This window comes from Enterococcus florum (genome assembly GCF_004309355.1).
Lineage (GTDB): Bacteria > Bacillota > Bacilli > Lactobacillales > Enterococcaceae > Enterococcus_A > Enterococcus_A florum.
This window is the reverse complement of the sequence record NZ_BJCC01000003.1, coordinates 1-12197: the sequence shown is the minus strand read 5'-3', so window position 1 is coordinate 12197 and position 12197 is coordinate 1. Positions and strand designations below refer to the sequence as shown.

The 12197-nt window shown below is 36.7% G+C and carries 24 protein-coding genes; 8 read left to right on the top strand and 16 right to left on the bottom strand.

Annotation, left to right across the window (positions count from 1 at the left end):
* Positions 1-39: 39 nt before the first annotated feature.
* The 3 genes from NRIC_RS01845 to NRIC_RS01835 all read left to right on the top strand — a co-directional run bounded on the left by NRIC_RS01845 (position 40) and on the right by NRIC_RS01835 (position 1023).
* Positions 40-264: a hypothetical protein gene (locus NRIC_RS01845; protein WP_146620996.1), complete on the top strand. Its 225-nt coding sequence runs from the start codon at positions 40-42 to the stop codon at positions 262-264.
* Between the two features lie 128 nt (positions 265-392).
* Positions 393-566, top strand: a complete 174-nt coding sequence (locus tag NRIC_RS01840; RefSeq protein ID WP_146620995.1) for a type II toxin-antitoxin system HicA family toxin — start codon at positions 393-395, stop codon at positions 564-566.
* Between the two features lie 55 nt (positions 567-621).
* Positions 622-1023 (top strand): type II toxin-antitoxin system HicB family antitoxin, encoded by a 402-nt coding sequence (locus NRIC_RS01835; protein ID WP_146620994.1) that lies wholly within the window; start codon positions 622-624, stop codon positions 1021-1023.
* A gap of 483 nt (positions 1024-1506) precedes the next feature.
* On the opposite strand, the gene NRIC_RS01830 is transcribed toward NRIC_RS01835, so the two are convergent.
* From NRIC_RS01830 to NRIC_RS01760, 16 genes are all read right to left on the bottom strand, one after another.
* Entirely contained in the window at positions 1507-1926 is a 420-nt protein-coding gene (locus tag NRIC_RS01830; protein WP_227873709.1) for an ArpU family phage packaging/lysis transcriptional regulator, read from the bottom strand.
* A 448-nt stretch (positions 1927-2374) separates the two neighbouring features.
* Positions 2375-2623, bottom strand: coding sequence for a LexA family protein (locus NRIC_RS19810; protein WP_146620992.1), 249 nt, complete (start codon positions 2621-2623; stop codon positions 2375-2377).
* Positions 2624-2851 carry a helix-turn-helix domain-containing protein gene (locus NRIC_RS01820; protein WP_146620991.1) on the bottom strand — a complete coding sequence of 76 codons (228 nt, stop codon included), beginning with the start codon at positions 2849-2851 and terminating at the stop codon, positions 2624-2626.
* Entirely contained in the window at positions 2844-3128 is a 285-nt protein-coding gene (locus NRIC_RS01815) for a hypothetical protein (RefSeq protein WP_146620990.1), read from the bottom strand. Before NRIC_RS01815 ends, NRIC_RS01820 begins: the two co-directional genes overlap by 8 nt.
* Positions 3122-3547, bottom strand: a complete 426-nt coding sequence (locus NRIC_RS01810) for a DUF1064 domain-containing protein (protein ID WP_146620989.1) — start codon at positions 3545-3547, stop codon at positions 3122-3124. Before NRIC_RS01810 ends, NRIC_RS01815 begins: the two co-directional genes overlap by 7 nt.
* Positions 3544-3807, bottom strand: coding sequence for a hypothetical protein (locus NRIC_RS01805; RefSeq protein ID WP_146620988.1), 264 nt, complete (start codon positions 3805-3807; stop codon positions 3544-3546). Before NRIC_RS01805 ends, NRIC_RS01810 begins: the two co-directional genes overlap by 4 nt.
* Positions 3794-4711, bottom strand: coding sequence for a DnaD domain protein (locus NRIC_RS01800; RefSeq protein WP_146620987.1), 918 nt, complete (start codon positions 4709-4711; stop codon positions 3794-3796). Before NRIC_RS01800 ends, NRIC_RS01805 begins: the two co-directional genes overlap by 14 nt.
* The gene (locus NRIC_RS01795; protein ID WP_146620986.1) at positions 4711-4941 is read right to left on the bottom strand and encodes a hypothetical protein; all 231 of its coding nucleotides are present in this window, start codon (positions 4939-4941) and stop codon (positions 4711-4713) included. The genes NRIC_RS01800 and NRIC_RS01795 overlap by 1 nt, the downstream gene beginning before the upstream one ends.
* A 14-nt stretch (positions 4942-4955) precedes the next feature.
* Positions 4956-5762 (bottom strand): PD-(D/E)XK nuclease-like domain-containing protein, encoded by an 807-nt coding sequence (locus tag NRIC_RS01790; protein ID WP_146620985.1) that lies wholly within the window; start codon positions 5760-5762, stop codon positions 4956-4958.
* Positions 5734-6645, bottom strand: a complete 912-nt coding sequence (locus NRIC_RS01785) for a recombinase RecT (protein ID WP_146620984.1) — start codon at positions 6643-6645, stop codon at positions 5734-5736. The genes NRIC_RS01790 and NRIC_RS01785 overlap by 29 nt, the downstream gene beginning before the upstream one ends.
* Entirely contained in the window at positions 6638-6997 is a 360-nt protein-coding gene (locus NRIC_RS01780; RefSeq protein ID WP_146620983.1) for a hypothetical protein, read from the bottom strand. Before NRIC_RS01780 ends, NRIC_RS01785 begins: the two co-directional genes overlap by 8 nt.
* 13 nt (positions 6998-7010) lie before the next feature.
* Positions 7011-7232 carry a hypothetical protein gene (locus tag NRIC_RS01775; protein ID WP_146620982.1) on the bottom strand — a complete coding sequence of 74 codons (222 nt, stop codon included), beginning with the start codon at positions 7230-7232 and terminating at the stop codon, positions 7011-7013.
* Position 7233: 1 nt separating this feature from the next.
* Positions 7234-7512 carry a helix-turn-helix domain-containing protein gene (locus NRIC_RS01770; protein WP_146620981.1) on the bottom strand — a complete coding sequence of 93 codons (279 nt, stop codon included), beginning with the start codon at positions 7510-7512 and terminating at the stop codon, positions 7234-7236.
* Positions 7512-8063, bottom strand: a complete 552-nt coding sequence (locus NRIC_RS01765) for a hypothetical protein (protein ID WP_175579970.1) — start codon at positions 8061-8063, stop codon at positions 7512-7514. The genes NRIC_RS01770 and NRIC_RS01765 overlap by 1 nt, the downstream gene beginning before the upstream one ends.
* Before the next feature lie 78 nt (positions 8064-8141).
* Positions 8142-8294: a hypothetical protein gene (locus NRIC_RS19165; protein ID WP_175579969.1), complete on the bottom strand. Its 153-nt coding sequence runs from the start codon at positions 8292-8294 to the stop codon at positions 8142-8144.
* 43 nt (positions 8295-8337) lie between these two features.
* Positions 8338-8559 (bottom strand): helix-turn-helix domain-containing protein, encoded by a 222-nt coding sequence (locus tag NRIC_RS01760; RefSeq protein ID WP_146620980.1) that lies wholly within the window; start codon positions 8557-8559, stop codon positions 8338-8340.
* 172 nt (positions 8560-8731) lie between these two features.
* Between NRIC_RS01760 and NRIC_RS01755 the strand changes: the two genes are divergently transcribed.
* From NRIC_RS01755 to NRIC_RS01735, 5 genes are all read left to right on the top strand, one after another.
* Positions 8732-9100 (top strand): helix-turn-helix domain-containing protein, encoded by a 369-nt coding sequence (locus tag NRIC_RS01755; protein ID WP_175579968.1) that lies wholly within the window; start codon positions 8732-8734, stop codon positions 9098-9100.
* A 13-nt stretch (positions 9101-9113) separates the two neighbouring features.
* Positions 9114-9584, top strand: coding sequence for an ImmA/IrrE family metallo-endopeptidase (locus tag NRIC_RS01750; protein ID WP_146620978.1), 471 nt, complete (start codon positions 9114-9116; stop codon positions 9582-9584).
* Positions 9585-9594: 10 nt separating this feature from the next.
* A complete protein-coding gene (locus NRIC_RS19805) occupies positions 9595-9780 on the top strand; it encodes a restriction endonuclease (RefSeq protein WP_146621031.1) in 186 nt (61 codons plus the stop codon).
* On the top strand, positions 9780-10769 hold the full coding sequence (locus NRIC_RS01740) for a DUF5067 domain-containing protein (protein WP_146620977.1): 990 nt from the start codon (positions 9780-9782) through the stop codon (positions 10767-10769). The genes NRIC_RS19805 and NRIC_RS01740 overlap by 1 nt, the downstream gene beginning before the upstream one ends.
* Positions 10770-10923: 154 nt before the next feature.
* Positions 10924-12066: a tyrosine-type recombinase/integrase gene (locus tag NRIC_RS01735; protein ID WP_146620976.1), complete on the top strand. Its 1143-nt coding sequence runs from the start codon at positions 10924-10926 to the stop codon at positions 12064-12066.
* The last annotated feature ends 131 nt before the right edge of the window (positions 12067-12197 follow it).

The following is a 12197-nucleotide window of genomic DNA, read 5'->3' as shown; positions in this document are numbered from 1 at the left end:
AGAACGTAAATAAATTTATGCTCCAGAAAGGATACCAAAATGAATAAAAAAGAACTCGAACAGATAAAAAAATTTATGGAAAACGATCTACTTACAAAATCACAAGCAATGGAAATTACTGGACAATCCCCTAACGCTTTTGCTCAATCACTAAAATCTGGTAAAGTCAGTCCATTTTATGAAGCTGAAGGCACTAAAGCAGATAAAGTACGCCTTTATTTGCGTGAAGATATTGAGACCTACGCAAAAAACAAGCGGAAGTAAGCAAATCTTGAATATATATTTTATTAATTAGTCTGAGTAAATCTTTACAATATATATAATGAAATATGAAAAACCTCTTGATTTATACGTATTTATTACGTATAATAGTATGTAGAAAGGAGATCGATATGAAAACAAGAGATCTGGTCAAACTCTTCAAAAAAAATGGTTGGTGGTTTGTAAGACATGGAAGCAACCATGATATATACACCAACGGAAAACAGACCGAAGAGATAGTTAGACACAAGGAAACAAACGAGCGTCTAGCTAAAGCATTAATTAGGAAGCACGGACTCAAATGAGTCCCTCTGCTTCATGTATATATATTTTTTAAGTATGAAAGGAAGGAATAAAAATATGGAGACAAATTTCGTTTATCCTGTGATTATTAGTTATGAAAAAGATAGCTCTGGTTTTGATTACCTTGTATATATTCCAGACTTCGATGGATATACCCAAGGTAGAGATATCCCTGAATCTATTTCTATGGCACGAGATTATATTGGAAATATGTTGGTAGAGTATGAAAAAGATCAAAAGGTATTTCCTAAATCAAATTCAGTTAAATATGATTTGAAAGAAAATGATATAGAAACCTTAATTGATATTGATTTTTTAAAATTTAAAGCCCTCGACGATATTAAAGTTGTGAAGAAAACTTTATCAATTCCAAACTACTTAAATCAATTAGGAATACAGAATGGTATTAATTTTTCATCTCTACTAACTGAAGCATTAAAAGAAAGATTAGGAGTCTAGCATTTGCTAGGCTTCTTTTTTTCAAAAAATAAAAAGACCGCCGAAACGATCTTAATAACTTGGGTGCTTACGCCCCTGGTTTTCAGGATAACCATTTAACCCTATTGACGCAGCAGGATTCGAACCATGCAGGTCGTATCTCATTTTGAGATAGGCTTCGCAGCGACATGTTACAAGGCAGCACTTGAACATCAAGGAAATGGAGCTGACTCACTCCCTTATTAATTATTTGTGCTGCCTTGAAAGATTGAGAATCACAAGAAAGAGCTGTTCCCCCTTTCTGGATTTAGAGTTTTGTGAGAAGCCTAAACCCCTAGATTTCTCTCTATATCAACAGCTAGTTCAGTCTGATTTGTATAATTTTAGCCTTTACTCTCGTACGTAGAGTAGCTGTTTCGGTTGTGTTGGCTGACTAGCTGTATCTATACTATTCCACATTACTATTATCTTACAGTTGACTATCAGAATACTCCCGACTTTCTCTCACTTTTCTATCAAAAGCCTCCCATTTTCGTACGCTTCCGCAAATTTTATCATTGATTTGTCTAATTCTCGATAAAAGGAGCTGGAGCTAAGATTATAATTCAAATAGATTGCAGTATCAGTCAATTCTCTATTATCCATGTACTTATCATGGATCAATTGCCGATCATATGCATTCAGTTTATTCATTGCAGCACAAATTTTCTTCAGTTCGTTTTCTGCAGTCACTTTTCGAACAACGGCATTTTCAGTAGCTCGACTTACTGTCCCAGTAAAACTCTTCAATTCAAAGCTATAGGTAGCAGTGACTTTCGGAATGCACTCTTCATCGGCTATTCTTACCATTGTTCGATAACAAGAAAGCAACTCTCTCACACGCTTTTTTGTCTTGTCCTTGTCAATTTCTGGAAATAATGCCATCAACTAAGCCACATCCTTTTATGATATAATTATGTTGTCAAGATTTGTTAACTTAGTTTTAGTTAGCACTCAATTAGGACTTTCAACTGTGTTGAAATTAGGGTGAATTTTCGTTTCTTAGGACAAAACGACCTTCCAGCTCCGAACCCTAATTGAAAAACTAATTTAAGGGAGTCTTGACATATGAAAGTGAAATATAATAAGTTTTCATTAGAGATTGATCTCCAAATAATTATAACAGTGCTGACAATTTTAAAATTATTTGGCATTCTCTAATAGAGCTGGTCTTTTATTTCAGCTCCAATTACCAGACTGAGCATTTTTGCTCAGTTTTTTCTTACAAGTGTTTATTAAAATTTGTGATATGGTAGTTAATCCACTTCTGAAATTGACAAAGTTGAACACTTTAAAGGAATCACCAAAATTGCTCCTGCATCTTCAAGGCCTATTAACTATTCAATTTTTCTAACAATTCGTTTCCTTTTTCAGTAATCGTGAGGGTTCTCGGCGAGTTTGGAATGAAATCGATGTACCCTTGATCTTTTAAAATTTTCAGATACTTACTTGCTGAAGATGAAGAACTGAGACTCGATCCCTTCCCTACCTCTCGATTACTCGGTGAATAATTATTTTCCTGCTGAAACTCAGCGATGAACTTCAACACTCTATTGCGTGTATCTATCCCTTTATCACTCATTCAATCATCCCAATCCTCAAATAAGTCTACGTACTGCAGTTTCAAGTAATGAGCAATACGTTGGATAATTTGTTGACCAGGAAATGATCCTGCTGTGATGGCCGTTCCGATGTAGCCTTTCGTCAGTTTGGCCGCATCCTCTAACTTTGCTCGTGAGATTCCTTTCTCTTTTCGGTAACGCTCTACATTTTCCCAAAAGACCTGAGAGGGTAATTTATTATTAATCATCTGCTGCCACCATCCCTTTTAGCGGAACGACTGTCCTATTTTGAAGTTGTTGCAGTAAATATTCATCGCTTGGATGGGTCGCAGTAATAAGGACCATTGCACTGTTCGTGTATATCCTCTCGACAACAGCTCGAAAAGGATATTTCCACGTTTCCCAACTGTGCGGCGTGCATTCGTAAACTTCTCCAATTTCAATTTTCACTTTTTTTCTTCTTGTTCTTTTTCTAGGGATAGCAACTAAGCCCCCGTATCGGCTGATGTGCGGTTCAGTCAACATCTAAGCACCTTCTCTCTTTCCTTTTTTGGCATATTGAATGGGTAATGGATAAAACCGCCACCCCGTACTTTTTTAGCTAGTTCAATGACTACGCCATACTCCTGTGCGATCATCTTCGCTTTGAGTCGAAACTCGCTTGTCTCCATGCCTTTTACATCAACAAGTCGAACCAACTTTCCCCGATAGTAAAACGCGTAGTCTGCAACGTATTGAGTATTTCGCATAGTCCACGAGTTCAGTTTTAGCGTAGGTAGTATCTTTAATCGATCTTGCAGTCGCAGTTCATATCCGTGGTCACTTGCATGCTGAATCGCGATCGGGTAATAATCGGCTTCAGCGATCGAATCAAACCATCGGCCATGACGATAAACTTTCTTGTTGCCGTATTTTGACTTTCGTTTTGGATATCTAGATCTCATGCAGACACCTCGTTATTCAACCGATCAGTCAAGAATGAAAGATAGTATTCAGCTTTTTGTTTGCTGTAATTGACCTGCTTATCGATATACCGCATGATGTAGCAAGTAATCATTAGACAGAAACGATGTTCAATTTCATCTTCGGAGCAGTCGATTCGAACCATCTTTCGTAATCGCTCGTAATACGAACGTAATAGCTCTTTTTCATCTTCACTACTCGCTGCTTCACCTAACCTGTAAATAATTTCAAGAAATCGCATCCCCATACCCTCTCTTTCGGACTTCGTTAATCAAGATTTCACGTTCATTGCTGCTAAGACTATATTTTTCCACGATCGCATCTACAGAGGGTTTGCCACTCATTTTTTCAGCCCACCAGTAGTCAAATAGTAATCGTGGTGTCCATCTGCCCGATTGCTTCTGATTGCGCACTGAACGGTTATAATGTCCTGCTAAATGCTTAGCCACCTTCTCAGGCGTATCAAGCTTCGCTTCTTCCCAGCTTTTCAGAACTTTATCCAAATACTTGTAGCTGCGAACACCGTTTTCCAGCATGTCATCGATCGCTAGAATGACTATTTCGTCCTGACCGTTGAAATCACTGACCCAATACTGAATGTCCTGAATTATTTTAGGTGCTTCTGCTGGATTCACTTGATTCAGCCAATAGCACACAGCACCCTCTTCTGAATGTTTAGTATTACTAGATTCAGAATCAGTTTTACTTTGGTTTACTTTAGTTTCCTTTACTTTACTTTCCTTGCTATCCGAAACGGATGGCACTGCCATTGGTTTGCTATTGGCAGTGCCATGATTTTGCCATCTTTTTGCTGCGCCTTTTTTCCCAGCTTCTGATTTCTTTTTTGATTTTTCATCTTTAAACGCCATACGTTTATTAAATCCTTCAGAGTAGAAACACTCACCATCCTCGGTGAAGGCAAATAACCCAAAGTCTTCAACTATGCTTTTTACTTTTCCAGCATCTACACGAAGGTCAAAGGCTAACATGTTGTAATCTTTGACACTCATATAGTTTTTTTCATCACGTAGTCGTTCTAAAATCATAAAATAAATACCGTAACCTTCGGCGCCGTACTTCATGCGGACCGGAAGCAATTTGTCTGAATTTCTTGAATTGCTGTCATGAGGGAAATAGTTATTCATCAAACCTCCCCTTGCCCAAAATCCAAATCTAAGGATTCATATTTTTTGATAAGTTCCTTTAGCATCTCGGTTTCAGCACTGGATGTTGATGTTCCAAGATCAATCAATTCTGTCTCCAGAAAAAGGATCATTCCGTTCAGAATTGCAAGTTGGTCATCTCGCTGTTGATGATCATAATAACCGGATAAGCAACGTATGATGTTCTGCCACATAATTCTTCTGTGATTCACGTCGATTCTCCTTTCTACAAATCATTCATATTAATGAAGCCTGTAATTCTACGATGTGACCTGCAGTACTCACAGGTACCACAATGGCTTGGTTCTGCTTGTCCCATTTTGACCTTGTAGATTCGATCAATATTTTCCTCCAGCATTGACATATCGGATTCAATTTTCATTTGGTCTAAGGTGATCAATGCAGCAGCGCTCGGAGTCTGCTTACTAACAGCCGCAATGATTGGTACAAATGCCTCACCATACTTTTGATGAAGAAGATTCGCGTACACTCCCATTTGCACTAAGTACCCGTACCGTTCTATGAAGTTAGAACCAGGTCCCCAATAAGGATCGTATTTTTTCTCATAAATATCCTTCGTTGTTTTGATGTCGATAAAATATCCTTCATCAACATTTAAACAATCAATTTTTCCCTTCCATTCAATCCCAAATAACTCACCAGTCAATATGACTTCTTTTTCTCCTTGATAGAGCTGCGCAAACGCCGGTTCGCATTTTAATCTCTCTATCATCTGCTCGGCTATTTGAAAATCTTTTAATAGGCCATGTGGCCTCCTAGAAGAAAATAGTCTGTCTTTGTTTTCTTCCATAAATTTCGCGTGTGCTTCCTTTGATTCAAAATATGAATGAACATAGTTTCCAACTAAAAATGCCTTTTGCAGTCCTTCTGGTTCCCATGTCTGCTTTAGTTTTGCCAATGCGGCAGCTTCGCAATTTGAAAAGTCTTTGTACTGGCTGACTGACATATACTGCCAGTCAGCTTCATTAGAATAGTAGTTTTCATCAGAAAGGGTAATCGCCGTCTTCAACATTTTGCGGCACTTCCTCTCTCTCAAAATTCATTTTGTTTGGATCTTCGTATGCTAGATCAAGAGATTCCTGTTCAGCCTCTTCGACAATCTCTTCAACCGGTCTCGGTTCATCTTGTTTAAAGACTTTTTCTTCCAAAGCTTTTGTTTTTTCCGGTTGCGGAGTTACATCTTTTCTTTCACTATCGTATTCTTCAGCAGTGGTTCTATTAATAGAATCAGTCAATAGATCACTATCATCACTTGTGTTAATGAATGATTTTGCTGCACGATTAATTACCGTTCGTTTTGCCATTTCTTGCGGAAATTCCTTTTGAACAGCGCCGCTATTTTTTCTTTTGCTCCAAGCCTGATCGATTTCCTTTTTAGTCATGACAGTGTATATCAGTTCACCATCATCTTTTTCAACTACGGCATAGGCACCCACTATGGGCTTATCTTGATTCTCAAATTTCGGATGGAATTTAGTCACAAGCATGCGCCCCTTTTTACTTCCAATCTCAAATTCGTCTTCATCATGGATAACCTCCGCCCAAATATCGCGAACGTTTGATAAACGTTTTAAGACAGCCTGTGTGCCGAAATATGATCGTTGCATTTGAAGCTCTTTTCCATAAACTACAAAATAAAGTTGTGTTTTTGCAGGGCTCAATCCCTGAACAACCATATCCAATAGTGAATTGGCAACAGAGTCCTTTGTTACGACCTCTAATGCTGGGCGCTTGTTTTTATCTTGTACTTTTTGAATTGCAAACCAAGCTGATTTCAAAGCGTTTGCTGCATTATAATTAACCGGAAGCTGCAACCCTTCATTTTCTAGACCCTTGATTCTCGAATTCACCTGATCTGTAATATCTTTTTGTGTAATACTTAGTTCATTACTCATGTTCTAACATTCCTTCCATTTTCAAAGTGATATATTCTTGGCCCTTCATTGGCGTACTAGCAAAGTGAAACTCCCAACCAATGTCGTCTAGTAATTCCTCATAGTTTTCGAGCAAAACATACTTTGCGAATTGTACAGTCACAAGCCGTTTTTCATTACCTCCAATATGCGGTGTTTCAACAAGCTCGCTTTTCTTGAAAACTACCTTCATCACTGTGTCGTAAATATCTACGGTCTGTTGAAAGTCATCTTCATTTATGACTTGTTCTTCTTGATCGGATTCTGGAACGAATGAAACATTAGTGAATCCTCTATACTCTGGATCTGCCATTGCGGCATCATAGTTGAACATGATATAATCTCTCCTAGATAAATGTTTTTGTTTGACTGAATTTGCTTGCCGGCGGTTCAGTCTTTTTTGTTTGCTCTTTGTTTGTTAGCAAAATATTTGTCGGTACAAATAAACTGGTACCAATTAGGCAAAGGATCATTAACGGCAATTGTATTGCTTCCGCTCGCCCAGTAATCATCCAGATTAGCAGCCCTGTAGTCAAAACACCCAATCCTATTCCCTCAACTGTTTTCATCTTAGGCCTCCTTTGCTGTGATAACTTTTTTCTCAGTGACCAAATCAAGAAAATCAACTCCTAATCCAAGTGCTAATTTCGACAACGTTGATAAATCAGGTCTTTGCTTCCCATCTGTATCATTTTTCAACAAACTAATCGTTGATTCAGATACACCGCTCTTATTAGCCAACTCCTTATTGCTAATTCGCATAGTGATGTTCATATACCACGACAGGTTATCTGAGATAGTACGTGCTAAGTTCTGTGTCTTTTTCTCGGCTAACATAGAGATATTCATTACTCATCACCTCCAAAATATCCGGCTTCCTGCCAATCTTTCATAAACATCGAAAACAAATCCCTAATTGAAATATTTTCAACTTCACATAGTGCATTTAAAAACTGAGTCCCAGCAAAGATTACTTCAGCTTGCTCTTTTGCTAATTTGATCAACAAATGGTGATCTTTAGCAGTCAACTTCTGGACCTCTTTGCAAAGAACCCTGCGAGCCAATCTTTTTGCTTCATCTCTTTCTTCTTCCTCTAATTCCTCTAATTCCTGAAGATCGTCACTAGCTGCGAGGTCCCGCTTGTACACATCTCCATCCATTGGCCTAAATACACCGAAAAACTTGTAAACAATACTCATTGTTAAATCTGTATCATTGGCAAACTCAGAAATTCTTACCGCATTGTCCGGCGTAACATTCGTCGGGTTATCCTTTGTCCAATCAGTTGGTGACTGTCTTGATACTCCTAATGCTTTAGACAACTCTCTTTTTGAGGTTTCGCTTTTTAGCAGCCAGACAATTATTGGCTTTCTTAACCTCCTTGAAACAGTTCCTATCATGGTCTCCCTCCTTTATTCTGATTTCCTCATCTTCTATTCAGATGGTTCAAAGCCCTATAATAGTTACAGGCTCCTGTTCTAGATAAATGTGGCTTCATCCAATTCTTTTTGCAAATCCTTTTGAACTTCCTCAATTAGTCGATCAAGTTGTTCATCAGTAGCAAATAGAATGATGTGCTTTAAATTTGGTCGTGCATCTAAGATAGCTGAGATTTTTTCTTGTCGTGTCATCAGATCACCTCCTTGTTTTCTGAAAGACAATACAAGCTTTCGATTATCGCAAATTTTTCACGAAAAAAATATCCAATGGAATACTAAGTACTTTACTTAATGCTGGTAACTCCTCTGACTTAAACTTATGTTCGCCATTTTCTCGCTTTGAATACTTGTCGTTTGTAATACCTAAATATTCAGCAACCTTGCTTTGCGAAAGACCAAGTTCAATTCTTCTTTTTTTTATTAATTCAAGATTTACACTATAAGTATAAGAGTTCATAAGATTCACCTCACTTTCGTTTTTCGCAAGTTTATATTTATATATTACTTGTGATTTTCGAAAATGTCAATAGTTTTTTTGCGATAATTGCAAATTGTATTTTTCTTTATCGCAATTATGGTAATATTAAATTGCGTAAAACGCAATTATCCTTAAAGGAAGGAGAATTGGTTTGATATTTAGCGAAGAGCAACTGGGGAAAAGAATTAAGCAGCTAAGAGAAAAGAGTGATTGGACGCAAGCCGAACTAGCTTCAAAAATGAACTTGGATAACGAAGACATAGGTCTTGATGATTCCAAAATTAGCAAAATTGAATCCGGCATAAGAAAGGTTTCTGCTAAAGAAGTTACTCGTTTTTCAGAGGTCTTTGGAGTAACAACGGATTATCTTTTAGGTAACGAAAATATGACATCGAGAAACTCTATTTCAAATAAGCAGCTTTTAGTTGCAGCTCATATAGACGATGATGCTTCAGAAGTTGAAATGGAAGATATCATTAATTATATTGAGTTTAGAAAGAAAAACCCGTTGAAAAAGTAGGTGTATCGAAACTATGCAATTGGATGAGAAACTAATGTCGGATTATCCAGAATTGAGTTTTATATCTGATCCGCTAATGCCAAAAAAACAGAAAGGATGGATATTTAACAAAACAGTTTATCTTAATCCCAGACAATCTTACGAGGAAAAATGCGGTACTATTGCCGAAGAAATTGGCCATTACTTAACAAGTGTTGGCGATATTATCCATCAAGATACAAATGAGAAAAGGCAACAAGAACAAAAGGCTCGTGATGTTGGCTATACATTAGCTGTTACGCCACAAGACCTGATTAACTGTTATCACGAAAGATTTGACAACGTTTGGGAATGTGCAGAATTCCTAGGTGTGACAAAAGATACGCTCGAAAATGCAGTTAAAACTTACTCAAAAAAATATGAGTTCGGTTTGAAATTTAAGAATTATAAAATAGATTTTAGACCTAATGGAACTGTTGGTGTGTATGAATTTTTTGATGAATAGCGCTATATAGATCAGCAAAGTAATCCAAGAAATAAATTCTGGTCAAAAGTATTATAGTTTTGATAAATCTGTGGTAATCACTAATAATTACTACACATTAAGTGCAAAAGAACTGGCTAAGATTGCAAATGTTGAATTATGGGATAGAGAAACCTTGAAAGATTTATTATCTGAAAATTGTAAAGGAGTAAAGTAATGAAAAAGATTGTTGGGTTGGTAGTAACTTTTATTCTATTATTTACATGTGCTTCTTCAAAAGTGATTGCAGCAGATAGCTATACTTATAGCGATGGTGTATTTGAAACGCCAGAGAAAAAAATGAAGTTTTTAGGTTCGGATAGAGGGACTGGATATGATGGAGAGCAAATCATATATCTCCTTTTCGAATTAACTAACAAAACTAACAAAAGAGAAGATATATATTCTATGACACTGGATAGAATTTCAGTATTACAAGACACTGGATCAACAACAGAGGATCTCGAGGGTTCATTTGTCGATGAGGAAAATTCTCCTTACAAGATGGAATTAGAAAATACCAATAAGAAAATTAATCCTGGTAAAACTGTTGAAGTTGCTCTACCTTATGACTTAGTTGATGAAACTTCACCTCTATTAATTGAATTTTTGGACCAGTCATACGAACCTTTCAGTACCGAGGAAATCTCTCCTTCATCAGATAATATAGTTTCAACATCAAAAAGCATTGAAAGTAACTCTGTTGAAAAAGATGAAAGCTCCCCCACTGAAAAAAAACAAAAGAAAAAAAAAACCGCAAAAAAGAAAACTAAAAAGAAAGTTGCAAACAAGAAGAAAAAATCAAGTAAAAAGAAGAAGGAAAAAAAAGCAAAAAAAAATAAGAGTAGTTTCCAAGCGAAGGATGTATCTGATGAGACAATTGAGAGTATCAGTACTTACGATGACTATCTTGCTATGTTCAACAAAATAGTAGAAAATTACTTATCGGAATATGAGAATGCCATAAAGGATACTATTTTGTATGATCCTCAGTTGTTTGAGGAACAAAAGGCGCAATATGCTGAAGCTGTTGAACAGCAAAAGGAAGAATACGGATCAATGGGAAACAAAAAAATCGTCGGTAAATCAACTCTTGTAGATTACTTGAAGACCTATAGAGACTCCCTTAATGATTATATTGAAACAGTTAATAGCAACTTAAACTAAGAATAGCCTTCGGGCTTTTCTTTTAGCTCTAAAAAAGAACATACGTTTGATATATTAACAGGAAATCAGAATTATCCACGAAAAATGTGGATAAAAATATGATTTTATTTCATTTTGCTGATTAGAACAGAAAAAATCAGAAAGGACGATATACATGGCTAAACCAATAAAACTACCTAACGGTAAATGGAGAATTCGATTTAGGTATAAAGACCCTCTTACAAATGAGTGGAAAAACAAAATGATTACTAAAGACACAAAAAAAGAACTAAATCAATCCTATATTGATTTCCAATCCAAAATAATGAAAGGCGAAAATCTTCAAAGTGTGAAGCTAATTGATTTTTTTGATACATGGGTAGAAACCTTTAAAGAAGGGAAGGTTTCCGATGGCAGAATACAAAAAATCCATCTTACTCGAAAAAACTTACTTGAATTCTTTGGTGAAAATCAGACTCTTCGTGGGGTAACCAAACTCAATTATCAAAAATGGGTGAATTGGCTTGCAGAACCTGGTAATGTGAATGAAAAAGGGTTGGCCTTAGAGACCGTACAAAACCGTCATAACATCGCTAAATCCATGTTCATTGAAGCATTAGATATGCAGTATATCCATACGAATCCGACAAGAAATATCAAGCTTGTAGGACAAGTCCCAGAACATAAATCACAAAAGACCATCTCTTATGAGGATATGCAGAAGTTTAGAAGTGCTCTTCTTTCCAGAGAGGATACTCCAAGTAAGTTTTTTGTGCTAGTACAAATCTACACTGGCTGTCGATATCAAGAGGTTGCCGCACTCACTTGGGATGATCTTAATGAAGAAGATGAAACAATTTCAATACGTAGAGCTTTCAAATATGATGCAGGTCACAAGCGTTTCGGTCCGACTAAATCGGATGCGGGTATCAGAGAAACAGACGCCCCCTCCTACCTTTTTGCGCAACTCAAAAGGTTCCATATCAAACAGAAAGAAGATATGCTTTCTAGAAGAATTAGAAACCCTCAAAATCTAATTTTCGTTAATGATAAGGACGGTTGGCCTATATCAAACTCCGCAGTAAACAAGTACATTAAGGAAACGTGTGAGCTTGCAGAAGTCAAGCAAATATCTACTCATTCATTCCGACATGCAAAATCAGACTTCTTGATAATGGCCGAAGCTGATCCGATTTACATCAAAGCACAGCTCGGTCACAAAGACATTACGCAGTCGTACGAGTACGCATCCTCCACTAAGGAAAACAGAAGGAAAAATAAGAGAAAGGCAGAACAATTCTTGCGTGAACTATTATAGTCATTACCCAAAAATTACGCAAAACCTCTATTTTTACTGCGAAAATAGTATGAATAGTAAAACATGATAATTTAGTAGAATACATGGATTTTAGCTACCTGAAATTAGAACAAAGCAGACAGGTGGCTTTC